Origin of the sequence: Fructilactobacillus sanfranciscensis (assembly GCF_029023685.1) — a bacterium.
Classification (GTDB): Bacteria; Bacillota; Bacilli; order Lactobacillales; family Lactobacillaceae; genus Fructilactobacillus; species Fructilactobacillus sanfranciscensis.
In genome coordinates this window covers 320,459-340,663 of record NZ_CP118925.1, presented here as the reverse complement: position 1 = coordinate 340,663, position 20,205 = coordinate 320,459, and the positions used below count along the sequence as shown (strand labels likewise).

The 20,205-nt window shown below is 36.3% G+C and carries 18 protein-coding genes and 1 pseudogene; 8 read left to right on the top strand and 11 right to left on the bottom strand.

Annotation, left to right across the window (positions count from 1 at the left end):
* Window positions 1-2 precede the first annotated feature (2 nt).
* Window positions 3-431: a CopY/TcrY family copper transport repressor gene (locus PY770_RS01695; RefSeq protein ID WP_056957711.1), complete on the bottom strand. Its 429-nt coding sequence runs from the start codon at window positions 429-431 to the stop codon at window positions 3-5.
* A gap of 166 nt (window positions 432-597) precedes the next feature.
* Between PY770_RS01695 and PY770_RS01690 the strand changes: the two are divergent.
* A pseudogene (locus PY770_RS01690) lies at window positions 598-1,288 on the top strand (divalent metal cation transporter); the annotation flags it as partial.
* A 132-nt stretch (window positions 1,289-1,420) separates the two neighbouring features.
* On the opposite strand, the gene coaA reads toward PY770_RS01690, so the two are convergent.
* Both coaA and helD read right to left on the bottom strand, forming a co-directional pair.
* Window positions 1,421-2,335 (bottom strand): type I pantothenate kinase, encoded by a 915-nt coding sequence (gene coaA / locus PY770_RS01685; RefSeq protein WP_014081643.1) that lies wholly within the window; start codon window positions 2,333-2,335, stop codon window positions 1,421-1,423.
* Between the two features lie 2 nt (window positions 2,336-2,337).
* On the bottom strand, window positions 2,338-4,647 hold the full coding sequence (gene helD / locus PY770_RS01680) for an RNA polymerase recycling motor HelD (protein WP_275046024.1): 2,310 nt from the start codon (window positions 4,645-4,647) through the stop codon (window positions 2,338-2,340).
* Between the two features lie 118 nt (window positions 4,648-4,765).
* Between helD and PY770_RS01675 the strand changes: the two genes are divergently transcribed.
* From PY770_RS01675 to PY770_RS01665, 3 genes are all read left to right on the top strand, one after another.
* Window positions 4,766-5,422: a histidine phosphatase family protein gene (locus PY770_RS01675; RefSeq protein WP_056957708.1), complete on the top strand. Its 657-nt coding sequence runs from the start codon at window positions 4,766-4,768 to the stop codon at window positions 5,420-5,422.
* Between the two features lie 11 nt (window positions 5,423-5,433).
* On the top strand, window positions 5,434-6,699 hold the full coding sequence (gene hflX, locus PY770_RS01670) for a GTPase HflX (RefSeq protein WP_041817587.1): 1,266 nt from the start codon (window positions 5,434-5,436) through the stop codon (window positions 6,697-6,699).
* Window positions 6,700-6,957: 258 nt separating this feature from the next.
* Window positions 6,958-8,280: an APC family permease gene (locus PY770_RS01665; protein WP_275046023.1), complete on the top strand. Its 1,323-nt coding sequence runs from the start codon at window positions 6,958-6,960 to the stop codon at window positions 8,278-8,280.
* A gap of 37 nt (window positions 8,281-8,317) precedes the next feature.
* Here PY770_RS01665 and PY770_RS01660 read toward each other — a convergent pair whose 3' ends face one another.
* Both PY770_RS01660 and PY770_RS01655 read right to left on the bottom strand, forming a co-directional pair.
* On the bottom strand, window positions 8,318-9,262 hold the full coding sequence (locus PY770_RS01660; RefSeq protein WP_275046022.1) for an NAD(P)H-dependent flavin oxidoreductase: 945 nt from the start codon (window positions 9,260-9,262) through the stop codon (window positions 8,318-8,320).
* A gap of 100 nt (window positions 9,263-9,362) precedes the next feature.
* Window positions 9,363-10,736 carry an amino acid permease gene (locus tag PY770_RS01655; protein WP_103450706.1) on the bottom strand — a complete coding sequence of 458 codons (1,374 nt, stop codon included), beginning with the start codon at window positions 10,734-10,736 and terminating at the stop codon, window positions 9,363-9,365.
* 186 nt (window positions 10,737-10,922) lie between these two features.
* On the opposite strand from PY770_RS01655, the gene PY770_RS01650 reads away from it, so the two are divergent.
* Window positions 10,923-11,069: a hypothetical protein gene (locus tag PY770_RS01650; protein WP_153198628.1), complete on the top strand. Its 147-nt coding sequence runs from the start codon at window positions 10,923-10,925 to the stop codon at window positions 11,067-11,069.
* A gap of 32 nt (window positions 11,070-11,101) precedes the next feature.
* Here the strand turns inward: PY770_RS01650 and PY770_RS01645 are convergent, their stop codons facing one another.
* Genes PY770_RS01645 through PY770_RS01630 form a run of 4 tightly spaced genes read right to left on the bottom strand, consistent with a single transcriptional unit; the run spans window position 11,102 to window position 14,230 of the window.
* Complete coding sequence (locus tag PY770_RS01645) at window positions 11,102-11,899, bottom strand: DUF6681 family protein (protein WP_275046021.1); 798 nt, start codon at window positions 11,897-11,899, stop codon at window positions 11,102-11,104.
* Entirely contained in the window at window positions 11,899-12,414 is a 516-nt protein-coding gene (locus tag PY770_RS01640) for a hypothetical protein (RefSeq protein ID WP_275046020.1), read from the bottom strand. The genes PY770_RS01645 and PY770_RS01640 overlap by 1 nt, the downstream gene beginning before the upstream one ends.
* Before the next feature lie 56 nt (window positions 12,415-12,470).
* On the bottom strand, window positions 12,471-13,037 hold the full coding sequence (locus tag PY770_RS01635; protein WP_275046019.1) for a guanylate kinase: 567 nt from the start codon (window positions 13,035-13,037) through the stop codon (window positions 12,471-12,473).
* A 59-nt stretch (window positions 13,038-13,096) separates the two neighbouring features.
* Window positions 13,097-14,230 (bottom strand): cation:proton antiporter, encoded by a 1,134-nt coding sequence (locus PY770_RS01630; protein WP_275046018.1) that lies wholly within the window; start codon window positions 14,228-14,230, stop codon window positions 13,097-13,099.
* 135 nt (window positions 14,231-14,365) lie between these two features.
* Here PY770_RS01630 and PY770_RS01625 point away from each other — a divergent pair, with 135 nt between their 5' ends.
* Window positions 14,366-15,277 carry a proline iminopeptidase-family hydrolase gene (locus PY770_RS01625; protein ID WP_014081631.1) on the top strand — a complete coding sequence of 304 codons (912 nt, stop codon included), beginning with the start codon at window positions 14,366-14,368 and terminating at the stop codon, window positions 15,275-15,277.
* A 44-nt stretch (window positions 15,278-15,321) separates the two neighbouring features.
* On the opposite strand, the gene add is transcribed toward PY770_RS01625, so the two are convergent.
* The gene (gene add / locus PY770_RS01620; protein ID WP_163600832.1) at window positions 15,322-16,338 is read right to left on the bottom strand and encodes an adenosine deaminase; all 1,017 of its coding nucleotides are present in this window, start codon (window positions 16,336-16,338) and stop codon (window positions 15,322-15,324) included.
* Between the two features lie 129 nt (window positions 16,339-16,467).
* Window positions 16,468-18,018: an ABC-F family ATP-binding cassette domain-containing protein gene (locus tag PY770_RS01615; RefSeq protein WP_103428792.1), complete on the bottom strand. Its 1,551-nt coding sequence runs from the start codon at window positions 18,016-18,018 to the stop codon at window positions 16,468-16,470.
* 121 nt (window positions 18,019-18,139) lie between these two features.
* Between PY770_RS01615 and PY770_RS01610 the strand changes: the two genes are divergently transcribed.
* Window positions 18,140-18,520, top strand: coding sequence for a VOC family protein (locus PY770_RS01610; protein WP_103428793.1), 381 nt, complete (start codon window positions 18,140-18,142; stop codon window positions 18,518-18,520).
* 37 nt (window positions 18,521-18,557) lie between these two features.
* On the top strand, window positions 18,558-20,177 hold the full coding sequence (locus tag PY770_RS01605; RefSeq protein ID WP_139571157.1) for an APC family permease: 1,620 nt from the start codon (window positions 18,558-18,560) through the stop codon (window positions 20,175-20,177).
* Window positions 20,178-20,205 lie beyond the last annotated feature (28 nt).

Below are 20,205 nucleotides of genomic sequence, written 5' to 3'. Positions count from 1 at the left end.
TCCTACTCACAGCTACCTGATGGTAAACAGTTACAATCAACTTCATCAGGAGCCGTCTTCATTTTTTCTGTAATTACTTTTTGTAAAGTAGCTAAATCATTTTTCGTCATTTCTGTTTTTTGCACCAACTCAATGAGTGTTTTTCCACTCTTCATCTTGCAGAGATGGCTAAATAACTCGTCGGCGCTTTGGTTCATGGCCGTTTGTTCTGGTACTAAAGCCCGATAAACAAACTGCCGGCCGTCTTTTTCACTCGTTAAAAAACCTTTTTTAACTAAGCGAGCTAGCAATGTTTTAATCGTCGAATCTTTCCAATCTGACGCTGCTTGTAAATTTTCAATGATGGTTCGTGTCGAAGCAGAACCTAGTGACCACACGATTCGCATCACATTCCATTCTGCTCCCGTAATTAATTCAATGTTATTTTTCATATTTCACCTCACTTTCATCTACAGTTGTAAACACAAATTGATTATAGTCTACATTTGTAGATTTTGCAACTAAAACAACATCAATTTACTTTTATAGTTGAAGTAGTGCAAAAATACGTCAAAATGGCTAAAGACTTTGGTGTTGAAAAAGTAGTCGGAATGACAAGCGAATGGGAAATCATTAGATGAAATTAATGGTTCTGTAACCGTTCCGCGTAACATTGGATTTTGGAAAACCTTATTTATGTACTCAGGACCTGGTGCATTAGTCGCGGTTGGTTATATGGATCCTGGTAATTGGTCAACTTCAATTACTGGGGGACAAAATTTCCAATACCTATCGCTGTTTTCATTACAGTCCTAGATGTTTTGGTATTGCTAATGTCCTCTTGTTAATTATGGGTGTGGCTGTCTTTAAATCTGGAGTAGTAAAGGATCCATCATTCTTTGGTTTGTTCCATGCCTTATCAGATCCAAGTATGATGAGTAACGGAATTCTTAAAAATGTTGCCAAAACAGGAATTTTATCAACTTTATTCGCCGTTGCCTTATTAGCTTCTGGTCAAAACTCCACGATTGCTGGAACCTTAACTGGTCAAGTAGTTATGGAAGGTTTCATTCACATGAGAATGCCTCTTTGGGCACGTCGTTTAGTAACTCGGATTATTTCAATTATTCCAGTTACCATTTGTGTAATGATGTCAAGTGCGGGATCAGAAATTTCTCAACATGAGGCCCTCAATGACTTAATGAACAACTCACAAGTTTTCTTGGCCTTTGATTTGCCATTTGCGATGTTGCCATTATTAATCTTAACTGATAGTGCCTTTGAAATGCATGGTCATCGCTTTACTAACTTGGGTTCTCTACGAAATTGTTAAGAATGGAAAGATGTTAGAGAAAAAAGAAAAAGCTGCTTCTGAAACATTTAACTAAACTAACAAAAAAAGTCCCAATCAGTTAGAAATTTCTAACTAATTGGGACTTTTTTAGTATTTACGTAAATAAATTTGGTCAATTCGATGTTGCGGTCCTTTATGAATAATCACATTGGCCCGATCACGAGTTGGTAAAATAAATTCATTTAAGTTAGGTAAGTTAATGGTCTCCCACGTGTGACGTGCCATTGCTAAGGCTTCTTCATCGCTATATTTGGTATAACGATATAAATAGTTTTCTGGATCGTTAGCTGACGTTTTCACTAATTGTTGGAAACGATTCAAAAACCAGTCTTCAATTAGGTTAACATCAGCATCAATGTAAATCGAAAAATCAGTAAAATCACTTACATAAATATTTTGTTCTGCTGGAATTTGTAAAGTGTTAATTCCTTCCACAATCAAAATATCCGGATTATTAATCTCAGCAAATTGATCTGGAATCACATCATAAACTTGATGCGAATATAACGGAGCCTTCACCTTTGGTTGTCCTTCTTTAACTTTGACTAAAAAATCAATTAACGCTGTCATGTCATAGCTTTCGGGAAAACCTTTCCGTGCTAAAATCCCCTTCTCTTCTAAGATTTTAGTTGGATACAAAAAGCCATCCGTCGTAATCAACTGGGTTTTCCGATTCGGCAATAAATAAGCAAATAAATATTGCAATAACCGAGCGGTCGTTGATTTTCCCACGGCAACACTCCCCGAAATTCCGACAATAAAAGGTGCTTTAACCGGTTTACGATGTAAAAAATCACTCTTTTTATCCTGCCATTGCCGATAACTCGCTAGTGCTTCACTAATTAAGTGGACTAGTGGCATATAAACTTTGGTCACGTCATCAAGCGATACTTTATCATTAAAAGCCTTTAAATTTTCCAAATCAGCCAAAGTAATTGGATTTAAATTAGTGGGATAAAATTGTTCCCAGGTTGCTTTATCATAAGCATAAAAATTGTCCATAGTTACCCTTTCACGAGCTCATATTGGTCTTTAGGTTCATTGGCAAAAATTGGTGAAGGTTTCCCAATTGAGACAATGGCTAAATTATGCATGGCCCGCGTACAAATTGTATAAACTAGTTTGTCATCTGCAGCGGTTGGATAGTTTTCTGCCGAACCATTCCACATGATAACGTCATCGAATTCAAGTCCTTTAGCAAGGTAAGCTGGCACCACAATGGCTCCTTTTACCAAACGTTGGTTTTCAGTTTGAATTAAAGTAGCAGTAATTGCTTTAGCTTTTAGTTGTTGCGCCACTTCACGACATTCAGCAAGTGTTTTACAAATAATAGACGTTGATTCGTTAGCTTCATTATTTTTGGCAACTGTTTTTCCCACTAAATCAATAGCGGCAATTTCGGTAGGAACCTCAGCAAGCACCGGCTTTGGTCCTTTACGTGCAAAGGCTTCGATTTCTTTTCCGTCTGGAATTAAGTACTTACTAAAATCAGTAATTTCCATCGTGGAACGGTATGATTTCAAGAGTTTAATTACCCGAATTTTAGCGGGATCAAAGAGTTTCTTCAAATCATCCATCACCGTATGACTGTTTTGGCGAGTAAAAATAGCCTGGTTCAAATCTCCAAGTAAGGTGAACTTTGCTCTGGGATAATTCCACTTTAAGTAAGCCAATTGGAAAGGAGTATAGTCTTGTACTTCATCAACAAACAAGTATTTCATTTCTAAGTCAGGGCGTTTTCCTGTCACTAAATCAAATAAAGCTAAATAAATTGAAACATCAGCCATACTAATTTGACCTGCTTTAAACCGTTCAATTGTATTATCCACACTCTTTTGCCAATCTGCTTCAGTAATTTGATATTTACTCAAATCAACTAATTGAGGCACTGTTTTCAAGAAGTGGGCAAATTGACGATTAATACTAAAGAAACGTTGTTTTTTAATTTGTATTAAAACGGGACGAAGCGCCTGTTTAACAATTCGTTTGGCTAAAAAGTTATATTCCTTATCGCTATCGCCAATTTTGTCACCATATTTAGAATACAATAACTTAAGTTGTTCTTTAGAAAGTCCTTCAATCGTCTCTTCAACCCAACGTTGTTTCATTTCACTACTAATGTGGCCGTTTAAAATCTTAACTAAAGCATCCTTAGTTGACTCTAACCGAGTTCGAAGTGTGTAATTATCGTTAAAACTATAGTAAATTTCTTTGATTTTTTCTTTAGAAATAAAAACTTGGCCTTTAAACATAATGTTTTTAAACTGAATGTGACTTTGATTCAAAGTCTTAGCATATCGGTTCACTAAATCATAAAATGCCAAACTGCTCTTAAAGGTCGTTACATTTTGTTGTTTTGGATCTAATACTTCCTCAAATCGCTCTTGTAAAGTTTCGACTTGTAAATGTGGAACCCGACAACTCATAAATTGATAATAAGTCATCTGGACCATATTTTGTTCTCCAAGTTCTGGTAAAACTTGGTTAATATAATCATTAAATAATTGGTTTGGTGAGAATAAAATCAATTGACCAGGATTTAAGTTACCACGATACCGATAGAGCAAATAAGCAACTCGTTGTAATACGGCCGCTGTTTTCCCGGAACCTGCGACCCCTTGCACAAATAACAAGTCCGAACTCGTATCTCGAATAATGGCATTTTGTTCTTGTTGAATAGTGGCCACGATACTCTTCATCTTGGTAGCTGATTGATGACTTAAATTTTCTAATAAAACAGGATCTCCAACGGCTTCATCCGTATCTAAGACGTTTCCCACAATTCCATCTTTAATTTGAATTTCCCGTTTCAAAGAAACGTCAACGGTTTGTTTCCCCATTGGCGCATCATACGTCATTTTTCCAATTCCACTATCATAGTAAACACTACTAATCGGAGCCCGCCAATCATAAATTAAATAATCATCAGGATGATCAGGATTCGTAAATGAAGCGAGTCCAATGTAAATTTTTTCTGTTTGATTACCATCTTCTTGCACGTCAACTCGAGCAAAGTAGGAATTCTTGTCTAATTTATCCAGGGTTTCCATATCTCGTGTAGCCGTTTGCCAGCGATTTTCCTTTTGCATCAACATTTGTTGTTGCTGACGAACTGAAACACCAGTTTCCATAATCCCTTCATAGGTGCTAGTTTTCACTCGGACGTCATTGTAAAAATCTTTTTCTAAGTCTTTTTGACCAGCTTTAGCCTTGGCAATTGTTTTCGTTAATTTTTCCTTGGCTTTGCCAATTTTTTCTCGCACAAAGTTTAAGTGTTTCTGTTCATATTCTTTAATATTCTCTAATTCAGTCATGTTCCGCCTCCAAGTCGTTCAACTCGACTAATAATTCTAACATAACGACAAGGTAAACACGATAATAACGGGCTGAAATATGCTAGAATTAAGGAAAAGCACAAGTACGGAGGAAATTATGACAGGAATTAATTTATATTTTGTACGTCACGGCCAAACTCATTTGAATCATTATCGTCGGATTCAGGGTTGGGCTGATTCTGATTTAACTGATCGAGGCGTAATGGATGCGCAAGCTGCTGCTAAAGTGCTTGCCCCAATCAAATTCGACCAAGCCTACAGTAGCGATACAAAACGAGCTAGTCGCACAGCACGAATTATTCTAAAGGCTAATCCCACTGACATCAAAGAACCAACGCAAACCATGGCTTTACGTGAAGAAAACTTTGGTTACTTTGAAGGAAACGATACTTCACAAACTTGGAACATGATCGGTGGACCAAAAGGTGCTAGCGATTATTCTGACATGATTAAAATGTTTTCTATCGAAAGAACACGCGATATGATTTCGGATGCTGATCCATTTGGTGAAGCTGAAAATGATGCACAATTTTGGGCTCGAGTTCAACCAGGAATGGATGAAATTGTTAGCAACGCTAAACCTGGTGACAACATTCTCGTGGCAGCCCACGGGACTTTAATTAGAAGTATTGTCAGCAAATTTAGTGACATTGACATTACTGCACGAATTTTAAATGGTAGTATTACCAAACTCGTTTACGAAAACGGGGAATATCAGGTAGAATACTACAATCACACTGATAATATAGATTAATAAGGAGCACTATGGAAAAAACAACCACCCCAGTTATCACAATTGGGTTAAACGTAAATAATCAAGCCTTTGACTATTCTATGGAAGAATTAAAAAATTTGGTCATGGCCAACAACATGGAAAATGTCGAAACGGTCACGCAAAAATTAGACCATCCCGATTCACGGGCGTATTTCGGAAAAGGAAAGATTGAATACCTTGCCCAATTAGTCACGACTACTGGTGCGCAAGTGATTGTTGCTAATGATGAATTAAGCCCCAGTCAAATTAGAAATATCGAAAACGAAACCAACGCTACTGTAATTGACCGAACTGGTTTAATCTTGGAAATCTTTGCTAACCGTGCGCAAACCCGAGAAGCAAAGCTCCAAGTCCAAATGGCAAAATTGAAATATCAACTTCCCCGTTTACGGACAAGTGCCAGTCAACGACTTGATCAACAATCAGCTGGTGGTGGCTTAGCCAACCGTGGTGCTGGTGAAACCAAACTAGAATTAAACCGTCGAACAATTGAACATCAAATTGATCATGTCCGCCACGAACTAAAAGAAATTGATAAGGCTTATGAAACTCAAAGTAAGCGTCGCAAAGAAAATAAAATTCCCACTGTAGCCTTAATTGGTTATACCAATGCCGGTAAATCAACCATCATGAATCAATTAGTTACTAAATTCGGGGAAAATGACGAAAAACAAGTTTTCGTTAAAAATATGTTATTTGCAACTCTTGATACTAGTGTTCGTGATCTTCATTTGCCTGACCATAAACAGTTCCTATTGAGTGATACGGTTGGATTCGTTAGTAACCTTCCCCATCAACTAGTTCAAGCATTTAAGTCTACTTTAGCTGAAGCAGCTAGTGCTAACCTATTAGTCCAAGTCGTCGACTATTCAGACCCTGATCAACAGCTCATGATGGAAACAACCGAAACAACCTTAAAAGAAATTGGTGTACCTGATTTACCAATGATTAAAGTTTTCAACAAAGCCGACTTAGCTGGAACTAATTATCCAACCCGTGAAGGTGATAATTTAATCATCTCTGCCCTTGATGACCAATCAATTGAATTATTAACCAGCGTCATTAGTGAAAAACTATTTAAAAACTATGTAACAAAAACCTTCTTATTTCCCTTTGATAAAGGCGATTTGGTTTCAACCTTAAATCATAAATTTAACGTACAATCAACTGACTATACAGAAGACGGAACTAAATTGACGGTTGAGCTTCCTGAACCAGATGTTGCCCGTTATTCACAATACTTAGATAAAGATTAACATTTAGCGTTGACAAGTGTTTATTATGAATGTACAATAAATTCATAATCTTAAAGAAGAAATTTAAGTTCCGTTTCACAGAGAGTCCGATGAATTCTGGAATTCGGATGAAACAACTTATTTAGCCGCTTTAATTAATCATTATGAATATTAAAAAGTGCTTCTACCAACTTTGTAGAAGAATCTGGGTGGAACCGCGCGAAAGCGTCCCTGACATTAATTTGTCAGAGACGTTTTTATTTTTAGGAGGAATTAAGAATGAAACAGCAAGAAAACGTTACTTTAAATCGAGCGCTGGGATTACCAGCTGCCTTAGCTTTAGTAATTGGAACCATCATTGGTGGTGGGGTATTTGTAAGACAAGCTGCTGTGATTAATGATGCCGGTTCAGCTAAAGCAGCTATCTTAGCTTGGATTGCCGGAGGAATTTTAACCTTAGCTGCGGGTCTTACAATCGCTGAAGTAGCTTCCCAAATCCCCAGTACTGGTGGACTTTATGCCTACATGGAAGAAATGTACAACGAACTTTGGGGCTTTCTCTCTGGTTGGGTCCAAATTATTGTGTACGGTCCTGCCATGATTGCCGCACTAGGATCATTCTTAGCAATTCTTACTTCGGCGTTTTTCCATACTAATCCGATTTGGAATCTACCAATCGCTTTAGGAAGTATCATTTTAGTGGGAATTCTAAACATTTTCCCTAATAAATATGGAGCTAGCTTTGCTTTAATTACTACGGCTTGTAAATTAGTCCCTGTAGCAGCATTGATTGTCTTTGGTCTTTTCTACGGTCATGCCGATGCCCTTGGTCAATCAATTAAAGAAATTCATTCAACCACTGGTGGTTTTGGAGTCGCTATGTTAGCAACTTTATTTGCCTTTGATGGTTGGATATTAATTGCCAACTTAGGTGGAGAAGTTAAGAATCCCCGTAAAGTCTTACCACAAGCCATTTCATTTGGAATTTTAGCCGTTTTAGCCATCTACGTTCTAGTAGCTTACGGTGTTTTAAAAAGTATTGGTGCAGAAAAAGTCCACGAATTGGGTACTGCAGCAATTCCTTATATTGCCAATCATGATTTTGGTAATATCGGTGGAAAAATCATTTGTATCGGGATCATCATTTCGATCATTGGTTGTATGAATGGAAAAATTATGACCTTCCCACGAATTATGTATGCGATGGCTGAAAGAAAACAATTACCTTTCTCAAAGCAACTTGCATACCTTAACCCTAAAACAAGAACTCCAATTTTTTCCATCTTTGTTGTCATTTTTATTGCAGCAGTAATGATTTGTTTAGGAAGCGCTGATCGTCTTTCAGAACTATGTATTTTCACCATTTACTGTTTCTACGTAATGGCCTTTGTCGGGGTCTTTCTGCTTCGGAAACGGAATCCAGAAATGAAACGTGAATTTTCGGTTCCTCTCTTCCCCTTTACACCGATTGTAGCCATCCTCGGTTCACTCTTTGTGTTAATCTCAGAAGTAATGTCTGATCCAATCGGGGTTTTCATTTCCCTAGCAATTGTTGCCTTAGGGATTCCTGTTTTTTATTATCAAGTTTATAAACGTAAATAATGCAAAAGGATCTCAGAAAACTGAGATCCTTTTTTGTTTATTGATAGTCTTGCATTAATCGTTGAACTAATTCAGCGACACTCGGTTGATCCTGAATAAGGTCAATTCCAGTATTAATTGAAATTTCACCATCTTCTAGTTTTCCCTCTAACATCGCCGTACGTGTTCCACCCATTTTACGCGTTTCCGCAAATGTATCATGATCACCATCTGCAAATCGTTTAGCTAATTCATCCATTTTTGCATTTCGAATTGAACGTTGTTGAGGAGCAACTAAAACCATATCTTCTACTGTTGAACTGATAATCTTAACTTTGGCGTTCTCAGCTGTCCGATTTTCTTTAGTCACAATAAAGCGACTTCCAATATAAAATCCTTCAGCACCTAAAGCCCGAGAAGCTCGTACACCACGTACGTCGGTGATTCCACCAGCTGCCAATACTGGAACTGAAACAGCGTCAACAATCCTTGGAATTGTGGTAAAAGTTCCGTTTCCCTTGGTTGGAATCACACCACCTTCGTCATAACCCGTTGCCACAATCAAATCAGCACCCAAATGCTCTTGAAGTTGAGCTTCTGCTGGAGTTGGATTATAACTTCTCGCAATTAACACGGCTCCTGATGCTTTAATTTGTCGATAAATATCTTCATCAGGTTCTCCACCAACGATAAAGTAACTGACATTTTCGGCCAAAGAATTATCCAAAATTTTGTGAGCATAGGCTTGGTCTTCACCTTGTGGGTTTAACCCAATCGTCATCGCAAATGGACGATTTGTTAATTGTTGGGCTTTGCGAATTTGTTCTCGCATCACCTTCATTGAATCTTGTTCCAAAGAATCACGCCCAGCATTAGGGCCAAAACTGCCAAGCCCACCTGCATTAGAAACTGCTGCTACAAATTCTGCATCAGTTAACCAATTCAAAGGCGCTTGAATCAAGGGATATTTAGTATTTAAAATTTCAGCGACACGATTTTTCATTAATTCATTCTCCATTCACTAACTAATAGTAATTAAAAGTATAGTTGATTAGAGCAAAAAAGACCACTAATCGGCTTCGACTAGTGGTCTTTTCAATTAATTATTTAAGTTCTTTTTTATTCTTACGTTCCCAAACCATATAACCAATAATCATGGTAGCAAAGAAAATTACCGTTGCAATCACAGAAATTCTTGTTTCTGCATTGAAAAGTAAAACAGCTAAGACTGCTAAGTAGAATAAAATGGTTAAATAACTTGATCCAGGGAAGAATGGCATCTTAAAGGTGTCAGCTGGATTAGGATTTTTCCGCTTGTATTGGATATGAGCTAACATAATGATAATCCAAACGAAAATAAAACTAATTGTAGCAACTCCTGTAATCAAGACGAAAATCTTACTTGGATAAAAGTAATTTAATAAGACAATTCCTAGGAATACAAATGCAGAAACTAAAATTCCAACATAAGGTACGTTTGCCTTAGAAAGCTTACTAAATGATTTTGGTGCATGACCATTATTACCTAAAATGTAAAGAGTTCTTGAAGTTGAGAAGATTGCTGAATTAGCAGCTGATAAAGCAGCTGTTAAAACAACAAAGTTAATTAAATTAGCCGCAAAGCTAATTCCTAAACCTGAGAACACTTGTACAAATGGTGATGTAGAAGCATCAATTTCATTCCAAGGATAAACTGACATAATTACAATCATTGATCCAACATAAAATAGTAAAATTCTAAGCGGAACTGAGTTAATCGCCTTTGGAATGTCCTTTTCAGGGCTCTTTGTTTCACCGGCTGATAGACCAACCATTTCAATTCCAGTAAAGGCAAAAATTACCATTGGAAATGCCAAGATAAAACCAAGTCCACCAGTAGCAAAGAAGCCACCGTGACTAACTAAGTTAGATAATGATGCTGTATTACCTTGAGTATGGAAGCCGAATGCAATCATCCCAACTCCAGCAACAATTAATGCTAAAATAGCAAAAATTTTAATACTTGAGAATGCAGATTCTAATTCTCCGAACCAGGCCACATTAATTAAGTTAAAAGTTACCAAAATAGCAACCACAATTAATGGCGTAACCCATTGTGGTAATTGGGGGAACCAATATCTTAAGTAAATTCCGGAAGCTGTCAAATCAGCCATTGCTAAACTGGCCCAACTTAACCAATAAGCCCAACCAATTGCAAATTCCCATTTGTTACCTAAATATTCACGTACAAAGTCAATAAATGAATGTAACTTAGTATTGGAAAGTAATAATTCACCAACTGCACGCATCATTAGGTAAGAAAAAATACCTGTAATCAAGTAAGCAAGGATTAACGCTGGCCCAGCCGATTTAATTGCAGTTCCTGAACCCAAGAACAATCCAGTTCCAATGGCTCCTCCAATCGCAATCATCTGAACGTGACGAGAAGTTAAGCCTCGTGACAAATCTTGATCATTCGTTTGATTCTTTCCAGTCATAGTACATCACCTTTCTCAAATAAAAAATGTCCCCTATCAAATCATTTCGGTTTGGGGGTGTTCCCATTGTTTTTTATTAAAAATTCCTTAATTCAACTAGACCAATCGTAACAACTATTTTTTTGTCAGTCAACTAATTACGATTCAAAATTCCATGATACAATTAAAAAAAGGAGTGTAATTTTTATGCAAAAAAAACGAAAACGCATCGTGTGGATTGCCTTCATTCTTATCTTTATCGCAATGTTAGGATTGAAACTTTACACCGAAAAGCAACAACAAAAAGTAAGTGAAAACAAAGCTGAAATTGTTAGACAAATTAACATGCTCTAATTAAAAAGAAACCGAAAATTTTCGGTTTCTTTTTATTTTTTCGTGTAAGCCACTTGAACTTCAACATGATAATTATCATCAGTTTCGATGATACCGTTACGCCCTTTAATTTTATATTTACCACCAGTTAAATAGGCAGCTGCTAAATATAAATTAATTTCGGTTGAATCAATCTGTTTTATTGACTGTAGCCCCACTGTTTTAAGGTGACCAACTGCTTTTGCATTTGGTTCATTAATTCCAGCATAAACAACATATTGTCCATCAACCTTTTTCATAGAGAAGTATGGAATAATTGTCCCATCACCAATGGCATAAAGTGGTTTATCATTTTCTCTTAAAGCAACCTTAATTTGATGTTGATCTAATCCATTATAATCATCTTTAACTAAATTTTCTTTTATCATTTGCACTGCTAAATCATTAATGGCAACTTGTTGAGTGGTGTCACTAGTTAATTTAGCAGGCATTGTCCGTCGTTCATCAAATAATCCATTAGCAGGAATATCCCGATATCGTTTTGTTGAGTTAGTTACTTCTTTAGGTTGAATGTGAAGCGTCTTATTAATAATTGGCGTAATATCAAATTTTGAACTTTTATTAGTAAAATAATAAATAAAGTTCAAATAAAGAAAATAACCTAATAAGACTGTTACACCAAACATTAAAAGTCCTCGGGTATATACTTGATTGGTTAAAAACCGATAAGTGATGTAAATCATATAAAGCCAACCAAAGAACCCTAAAATCGTATAAATGCGGGCCTTGGTTTTCGCTTCAATACTAATATAAGATAACCAAGAATTAAGTCCACCTAAAATACTAAACATTATTGATTACCTCCTGAAGTTGGTGTAGACGCAGGATTCGTAGTTGAACTATCATTGTTTGCTGCTGGTTTACTACTATCATTCCCACCCGTTGCATTAGAATTAGTCCCGCTATTGTTAGAATTTGATGTATTTGAGCCATCTGTTCCCGTTTTTTGACTATTATCAGAACTATTATTATTTGTTTTATTATCAGTTGTATTATTTTTATTGCTATCAGCGTTTGGAGTAGTAGAATTAGAATCTGTTTTTTTACTGTCATCCGCTGTTTTATTAGTATCGTCTGTTTTATTAGTATCGTCTGTTTTATCGGTATCTTTAGTTTGATTTGTGTCTTTATTTTGATCATCGGGGGTATCTTGCTTTGGATCCGTTTTAGCTGGAACATTTGTGTTAGTAACTTTGGCTCCTTCTTGGGTATGGGTCACCGTATTAGTTACAACATTAGTTGCACCAAGGGCTAAACAAATTGTTAAAATTGCAAATGGTGTTAACAATGGTGGAACTCTCTTCATAAAATTATCCCCTTTCCTTAATCTTCTTATTATTGTCCCTTAAACTTAAAAAAGGGTTAATCATTACTTAATTTTTTGATAATTTGATCAATCGATTGTTTTGTTTTTTGCCAATTTTCATTTTCAATGATTGTCGCATGTCCTTGTAATTCACTTGGTAAATTCAAATCACGATTAACTTCTTTACTTTGCATTCTTTTTTCTACATCAGCTAACCGATCACCGCGCTTAAGCATTCTGGTTTTGATTTCACATTGATTATCAACTGTCAAAAAGATAATTTTAGCTTTTTCACCTAACTGTTTTTGGTAAGTAATCGCCCCGGCAGTATCTAAAACAATACTGGCAAATTGATGTTCTTGAAGGGCTTTATTAATTCCTTCCCAAGAAGAACCATAACGATTGTCAGCGTATTGAACAGATTCTAGCAAGTGAAGTTGGTCAAAACTAGCCTTATTTTCAAAGTAATAATCAACTCCACCTTGTTCACCGGTACGAGCTGAGCGAGTAGTATGCGTAATAATTGAGGGCATTTGATAAGCTTGTTTCAAATAATTTTGAACCGTGGTTTTGCCGGTTCCGGCAGCCCCAGTCAACACAATTACCCGTTGATTTTCTCGCATTTTAATTCCCCCTTGCATTAATTAAATGTTTCTCTTTATTGTACCGTAATTACTCTCGATTACCACTTAACAAGAACATATTTTAAAAGAATTGGTGAAATAACGGTCGTCAAAATAATTACTAAAATAATCTCTGAATAAAGTTCTGACGAAAGCAAGTGGCTACTAATCGCAACTTGAGCCACAATTAAGGCCATTTCTCCTCGCGAAATCATCCCAATCCCAATCACGTTGGCATCTTTAAGATCAATTTGGCACAGTTTGGCACCAACGCCACAGCCAATCCATTTGGTTAAAACCGCAATTAAAGTCATTAAAACAACAATCAAAACGCCGTGCCAGTTAGTAATTAATTTTAGTTCTAAACCAATTGAAACGAAAAAGAATGGAATTAAAAATGAAGAACCTAAAATTTCGATTTGCTTAGAAACATCTTGTTTCACAGGAGTCCTTGCCAAACTGACTCCTGCAACAAAGGCACCTAAAACAGAACTTAAATGACAAAGTTCTGCTAATTCAGCCATTCCAAAACAGATCAGTAAGCCAACCGTAATCGTTAAACTGAGACTTTGAAAATGGATCACTATTTTAATTATTTCAGGTACTAACCACTTAAACATCACGTAAACAAGTGCGACATAGATAAGTTGTAACCCGATAATCACCAATAAGTTGGTTGATTTACTGGTATAAATACTGGAAAAAACACTCAACAAGATAATCGAAATTACATCATCAACCACAGCTGCTCCTAAAATGATTGCTCCTGCAGTGGTTTTTAACTTCCCCATTTCCTGTAAGACAGCCACCGTTATTGAAACAGAAGTAGCTGAAAAAATAACGCCCCATAAGATTGCTTCTTGGGTAGTTTGTTGTAATGCCATTCCTAAGCACCAAAAAGCAGTTAGCGGTAAAACCACCCCACTAACAGCTATGATACTAGCCGCTTTTAAATGTTTTGTGACTTCTTTAAAATCGCATTCCAATCCAGCAATCATCATTAAAATGATAATTCCTAAATCTGCAAAATTAGAAATCATCTGGTCTAGATGTACTAGATTCAAAAGTAAGGGTCCCAAGATAATTCCTGCTGCAATTTGGCCAACGACCCGTGGTAATTGGATGCGCAGTGCTAATTCACCACCGATTAAAGTTGCTAATAAAACTAAGATAATTTCAGTTAAATAATTCATAGTGCTCCTAAATAAATTTTTTCTACTATAATAATAGCGATTTCAACAAAAGACAATTTGGGTTTACTTCTATGATACCACGATGCGTTTTAGTGGTATCATAGAAATAAATTTAATAAGTAGGTGGAAATGATTATGAAGCAAGGAACAAAAATTTTAACATTAGATAACGGCTACCATTTATGGACCAACACACAAGGTGAAGGAAAGATTCATCTTCTAGCTCTTCATGGTGGACCTGGTGGAACTCACGAATACTGGGAAGATACTGCCAAACAACTCAAGAAACAGGGACTTGATGTGCAAGTTCATATGTACGATCAATTAGGTTCATGGTACTCAGATACTCCTGATTGGGATGATCCAGCTGTAGCAAAAAACATCGAAACTTATGAATACTTTGTTGATGAAGTAGAAGAAGTTCGTCAAAAACTTGGTTTGGATAATTTCTATCTCATTGGTCAATCATGGGGTGGCGCTTTAGTCCAAATGTATGCTGCTAAATATGGTGATCATTTAAAAGGTGCCATTATTTCATCAATGGTTGATCGGATCGGTGACTACACTGATCATTTAGCCCAAATCAGAGAAAAAGCCTTAACTCCTGATGAATTAGCTTACATGAAAAAATGTGAAGCTGAAAACAACTATGATAATGACCGTTATCAAGAATTGGTTGGCAAACTTAACGACCAATTCGTTGATCGTAAGAAACCTGCTGCCATTGCTCATTTAACAGAAACAATGAGTGTTCCCCTTTACAACGCTTTCCAAGGTGACAATGAATTTGTCATTACTGGTAAGTTAAAAGACTGGAACTTTACCGATCATCTTAAAGACATCAAAGTGCCTACCTTAGTTACTTTTGGTGAACACGAAACCATGCCAATGGAAACTGGTAAACGAATGGCAGAAATGATTCCTAATGCCAAGTTTGTTTCAACTCCTGAAGGTGGTCACCACCACATGATTGATAACGCACCCGTTTACTATGATCATTTAGCAACTTTCATTCGTGAAGTGGAAAATGGTACTTTTAACAAATAAATATTTCATTAAAAAATGTCCTATCTCAACGATAGGACATTTTTTTATTCTCTTTCAAAGTTAGTAATTAAATCAGCAACTTCTGTTTTAATGGATTCATTAGCAAACGAATGATTAATCGCATTTAAATTACATTGACGTAATTGCTCTTTAGTCATGTCATTATGATGAGCCATTTGGAAATATTCTTCTGTTAAAGTTGTATCAGAAAACGTTCGATTATCTGTATTAATACAGAGTGCCTGACCTTGTTTTAACCACCGTTGGAAAGGATAAGCAGCATGATTGGGAAGCGCATGAGTTTGCACGTTACTAGTAGGACAACCTTCAATACAAGTCCCTTTTTCTAACATTGCTTTTTCAATGGTTTCGTTACCCATGGCAGCGATTCCATGTCCAATTCGTTCACTACCAGCTTGAATGGCGGCCAAAACATTGTCAGCACAGCCACATTCACCGGCATGAAGCGTTAACTGAACTTTTTGACCATCTACAATCATCGGGAAAGCTGCTTTATACATATCTACAAAACCTACCTGTTCAGGTCCAGCTAAATCGACACCCACTAATTTTTCGTTTACATCTTTGGATTCAGCAAATACTTTTGCAACCTCTGCTTCTTGATCAGTCCGCATTCCACAAACTAAAAGATTTCCATAAATATCATAAGTTGCTTCTGCACGTGCAATTCCCTTAACAACAGCATTGATTGTCTGGGCAATTGTTAATCCTTTTTTGGTAGAAAGAGTGGGTGCAAATCTAATCTCGATGTATTTTACTCCATCTTGATAAGCTTGTTCCATCACATCATAAGCAGCTCTTTCTAAAGCAACTTCTGTCTGTAAATATTGCAACACAAAATCAAATGGACGTAAATAATCAGCTAAATCCTTGGCATCATCTGATACCACCATTTTTTGGGTTAATTCCATTAGATTAAAGTGGACCATTTCTCCTTGTCCTTGTGCAATTTCACGTAATGTATGGGGTCTAATTGACCCCTCTAAATGACAATGTAGTTCGGCTTTTGGGAATCTTTGAATCTCCGCTCTTGTTAACATTGGTATCTCCTCCCGCTTTTTTCTCGCTTTAAATTGTTATCATGTTACCGAAAATTGACCTTCTTTGCAAGAACTTTTTAAAATTTTTTCAAAATAAAAAGCGAATCTTTAAAAAGTTCGCTTTCATTTTTATTCGTCTTCTTTAAGACTAAGTTTTTCAACATCAATCTTTTTATCCACTAAGCCGTCATAAAAACTAGCCTCATGACTAACCACAATCGCGTTCCCTGGGAAATCATTAATTGCTTTTTTCAATGATGCCTTAGTTTCATCATCTAAATGATTAGATGGTTCATCAAGAATCAAGAAATTACTAGGGACGAATTCCATTAAAGTCAATTTAACCTTAACTTGTTCTCCCCCGGAAAGCTTGCCAATTTCTTTAAAAGCATTGGAAGCATTCATTCCAGAACGAGCTAACTTAGTTCGAATTTCTTTTTGGGTTAACTTAGGATACTTATCTTGAATAATTTGCATTGGGGTTTCTGTTTTATCTTCCCACACTAAATCTTGACTAAAATAATTAATTTTAGCTGATGGAGAAAATTCAGCTGTCCCACCTAATGCAGGAATAATTTTCAAAATACTCCTAATCAAAGTGGATTTACCAACTCCATTGAATCCTTGAAGTCCAACCTTTTGATCAGTATCAACGGAAAATGTTACAGGACTAAGTAATGGTTTTTCGTATCCAACTGATAAGTCTTTAACCACTAAGGCATTTTGTGAACCAGTCTCGTCATAAGGAAAACTAAAGTTAGCTTTCACATTACTCTTAGGTGGCTCAATCACGTCCATCCGGTCCAACATCTTTTCCCGAGATTTAGCCATGTTAGAATGGCTACCAGCCTTATTCTTTTGAATGAATTTCTTAGCTTTTTCGATGGCAACCTGTTGCTTTTCAAATTCCCGTTGTTGGGTCATTTCTTTTTCAGCCCGCTGACGCATGGCTGACTTAAAGTCTCCTCGATATTTAGTGATTTTTCCAAACGCAACGTTAATAATACAATTAGTAACGGGTTCCAAAAAATCATAATCATGAGAAATTACAATAAAAGCACCATCAAAATTATTGAGATAATCTTCGAGCCAGTTAATATGGGTCGTATCTAAATAGTTGGTTGGTTCATCTAATAGTAAAACATCTGGATTTTCTAAAATTAACTTAGCTAAGATAATTTTAGACCGTTGTCCCCCACTCATTTGGGAGATTTCGTGATCTCGACCAATATCATCGAGTCCTAAACCAGTAATTACTTGTTCAATTTGGGTTTCCACATCATAGAAGTTTTTTGCTTCTAATTGAGCTGAAATCCGTCCTGCCCGTTCAAGCAGCGTATCGTCCATGGTTGTAGCATATTCTTCATACAAATTTGTCATTTGCTCATTTAAATCATATAATTCTGCAAAAGCCGTATGTAAGAAATCAATTAATGTCATTCCACTAGGAATATCTACGTATTGATCTAAATAACCAATTGTGGTACCTTTTTGCCAATTAATTGAACCAGTGACGGGTAATTCTTTCCCAATCAAAATGTTAATTAAAGTTGATTTACCAACTCCATTTTGACCCACAATTCCCATGTGTTCACCTTTGTTCAATTGGAAACTTGCATCTGAATAAAGTTTTTTATCTGCAAAACTCATACTCAAATCTGAAACTTCTAAAAGAGCCATTTGTTCACCTTTAAACCTTTCAATCACTAAATAATACAGTAACATATCACCGCAACTTTTGCAGTTTATTTTAGTTTAATGTTATAATGGTATGTATCTTTTTGAAAAGGAGTTAAAAATTATGCGAGTTCAAGATATTGATCATATTGACTTAACTGTTGATGATTTGGAACAAGCCATGCGTTTTTACCACGAAGTACTTGACCTTCCCATTCTTTTCGAGGGAAAAACAAGTATGATTTTTCAATTAGGTAAGCAGAAGTTGGTCTGCAAAACCCCAGCTGATGATAACTTGCATGCTATGAATCCAACTGTGGGATCAACCACCTTTAGCATTCTTGCTAAGGATTCACTAGCTACGATTGAAAAACATCTTGCAAATTATTTTATTGATATTGTCGCAGGTCCCGTTGAAAGTGATTTAACTAAGAAAAAAATGACTTCACTTTTCATTAATGACCCCGCTGGAAACTTAATTGAAATACGTGAATATCATAAATAGCAACTATTAGGATTAAAGAAAGGATTATTTTATCTATATGAATCAAAATAACAATACCAAAGTAGCAAAGCCAAAAATGTCTTTGTTCAGTGTCGTAATGTTAGCTTTAAGTTCAATTATTGGATCAGGTTGGCTTTTCGGGGCTTGGGAAGCTTCTAAAGTCTCTGGACCAGCCGCAATTATCTCATGGGTAATTGGTGCTATCGTAATCGGAATCATCGCTTACGTTTACATCGAATTAGGAACAATGTTTCCTGAAAGCGGTGGAATGAGTAAATATGCAGGTTATACCCATGGACCTCTTCTGGGTTTCATTGCTTCTTGGGCAAACTGGGTTTCTCTTGTGACCTTGCTTCCAATTGAAGCGGTTGCTGCAGTTCAGTACATGAGTTCTTGGCCTTGGGCTTGGGCAAATTGGACAAATCATTTTGTCGCCAACGGAACTGTTACTACTGAGGGTCTAATGATGGTTTTCTTATTCATCTTAGTCTTTACCTTATTAAACTATTGGTCAGTTAATTTATTAACGCGTTTCACTAGTTTAACTTCGATTTTCAAATTAGTAGTTCCATCAGTAACCATTATTATGTTATTAATCAGTGGATTTCATCCTGGTAACTTTACTAACCATAATTTTGGTGGTTTCTTACCTTACGGAACTGCTCCTATTTTCGCTGCCACGACTGTTTCTGGAATCATTTTTTCTTATAATGCTTTCCAAACTGTTATTAATGTTGGTGACGAAATTACTAACCCTAAGAAAAACATCTGGCGTGGAATTGTAATTGCCCTATTTGCTAGTATCGTAATTTACATCATGCTTCAGTTTACTTTTATTGGTGCAATTGATCCCGCAATGTTAGCCAAACACGGTTGGCATGGAATCAACTTCGAATCACCATTTGCTGACTTAGCCATCATGTTAAACATTAACTGGTTAGTTATCTTACTTTACTTAGATGCCTTTGTTTCACCATTTGGAACTGGAGTTTCCTTTGTTGCTTCAACCAGCCGTACTTTAGCCGCTATGACTCAAAACGGTCATATGCCAAAAATTCTTGGTAAAATAAACCAAAAATGGGGAACTCCTCGAATTGCTATGGTAGCCAACTGGTTAATCAGTTGTATTTTAGTTTCTATCTTTAAAAACTGGGCTGTGTTAGCTAGTGTTATTTCAACTTCAACGTTAATTGCCTACGTTACTGGTCCGGTTACATTGATGGCCTTAAGAAAACATGCTCCTGAATTCAAGCGTCCCGTTACGATTAACTTTGCTAAAGTAGTTGCACCATTGGCATTTATTTTGGCCAGTCTCGCAATTTACTGGGCCATGTGGCCAACTACCATGGAAGTTATCGTGGTGATTGCTTTAGGATTACCATTCTACTTATTCTATGAAGATAAATTGAATTGGAAAAATTCAATGAAAAAATTCAAGGGTAGCCTTTGGATGTTATTCTATCTGGCCTTCATGTCTGCCTTTTCATATGTTGGTTCAACTCCTTTTGGTGGTCAAAACTGGATTCATTATCCTTATGATTTCCTTGTAATTATTGCTGTATCCCTTGGATTCTATTACTGGGGTGTTAACAGTTACCAAGAAACAAAAGAAATGCAAGATGCCAAAAATGTTAACAATAAAGTGAAAAACAATTAGAATAGTTATATAATGAGTTAATCATATA

Coding starts and splice junctions, on each gene's coding strand:
- PY770_RS01635 (WP_275046019.1), bottom strand. CDS start 13,037: ATGCGAGAAAATCAACGGGTAATTGTGTTGACTGGGGCTGCCGGAACC.
- PY770_RS01625 (WP_014081631.1), top strand. CDS start 14,366: ATGAAGCAAGGAACAAAAATTTTAACATTAGATAACGGCTACCATTTA.
- PY770_RS01660 (WP_275046022.1), bottom strand. CDS start 9,262: ATGAAAAATCGTGTCGCTGAAATTTTAAATACTAAATATCCCTTGATT.
- PY770_RS01695 (WP_056957711.1), bottom strand. CDS start 431: ATGAAAAATAACATTGAATTAATTACGGGAGCAGAATGGAATGTGATG.
- PY770_RS01645 (WP_275046021.1), bottom strand. CDS start 11,899: ATGTTTAGTATTTTAGGTGGACTTAATTCTTGGTTATCTTATATTAGT.
- add (WP_163600832.1), bottom strand. CDS start 16,338: ATGTTAACAAGAGCGGAGATTCAAAGATTCCCAAAAGCCGAACTACAT.
- PY770_RS01655 (WP_103450706.1), bottom strand. CDS start 10,736: ATGACTGGAAAGAATCAAACGAATGATCAAGATTTGTCACGAGGCTTA.
- PY770_RS01650 (WP_153198628.1), top strand. CDS start 10,923: ATGCAAAAAAAACGAAAACGCATCGTGTGGATTGCCTTCATTCTTATC.
- helD (WP_275046024.1), bottom strand. CDS start 4,647: ATGACTGAATTAGAGAATATTAAAGAATATGAACAGAAACACTTAAAC.
- PY770_RS01630 (WP_275046018.1), bottom strand. CDS start 14,230: ATGAATTATTTAACTGAAATTATCTTAGTTTTATTAGCAACTTTAATC.
- PY770_RS01665 (WP_275046023.1), top strand. CDS start 6,958: ATGAAACAGCAAGAAAACGTTACTTTAAATCGAGCGCTGGGATTACCA.
- hflX (WP_041817587.1), top strand. CDS start 5,434: ATGGAAAAAACAACCACCCCAGTTATCACAATTGGGTTAAACGTAAAT.
- PY770_RS01610 (WP_103428793.1), top strand. CDS start 18,140: ATGCGAGTTCAAGATATTGATCATATTGACTTAACTGTTGATGATTTG.
- PY770_RS01615 (WP_103428792.1), bottom strand. CDS start 18,018: ATGGCTCTTTTAGAAGTTTCAGATTTGAGTATGAGTTTTGCAGATAAA.
- coaA (WP_014081643.1), bottom strand. CDS start 2,335: ATGGACAATTTTTATGCTTATGATAAAGCAACCTGGGAACAATTTTAT.
- PY770_RS01605 (WP_139571157.1), top strand. CDS start 18,558: ATGAATCAAAATAACAATACCAAAGTAGCAAAGCCAAAAATGTCTTTG.
- PY770_RS01675 (WP_056957708.1), top strand. CDS start 4,766: ATGACAGGAATTAATTTATATTTTGTACGTCACGGCCAAACTCATTTG.
- PY770_RS01640 (WP_275046020.1), bottom strand. CDS start 12,414: ATGAAGAGAGTTCCACCATTGTTAACACCATTTGCAATTTTAACAATT.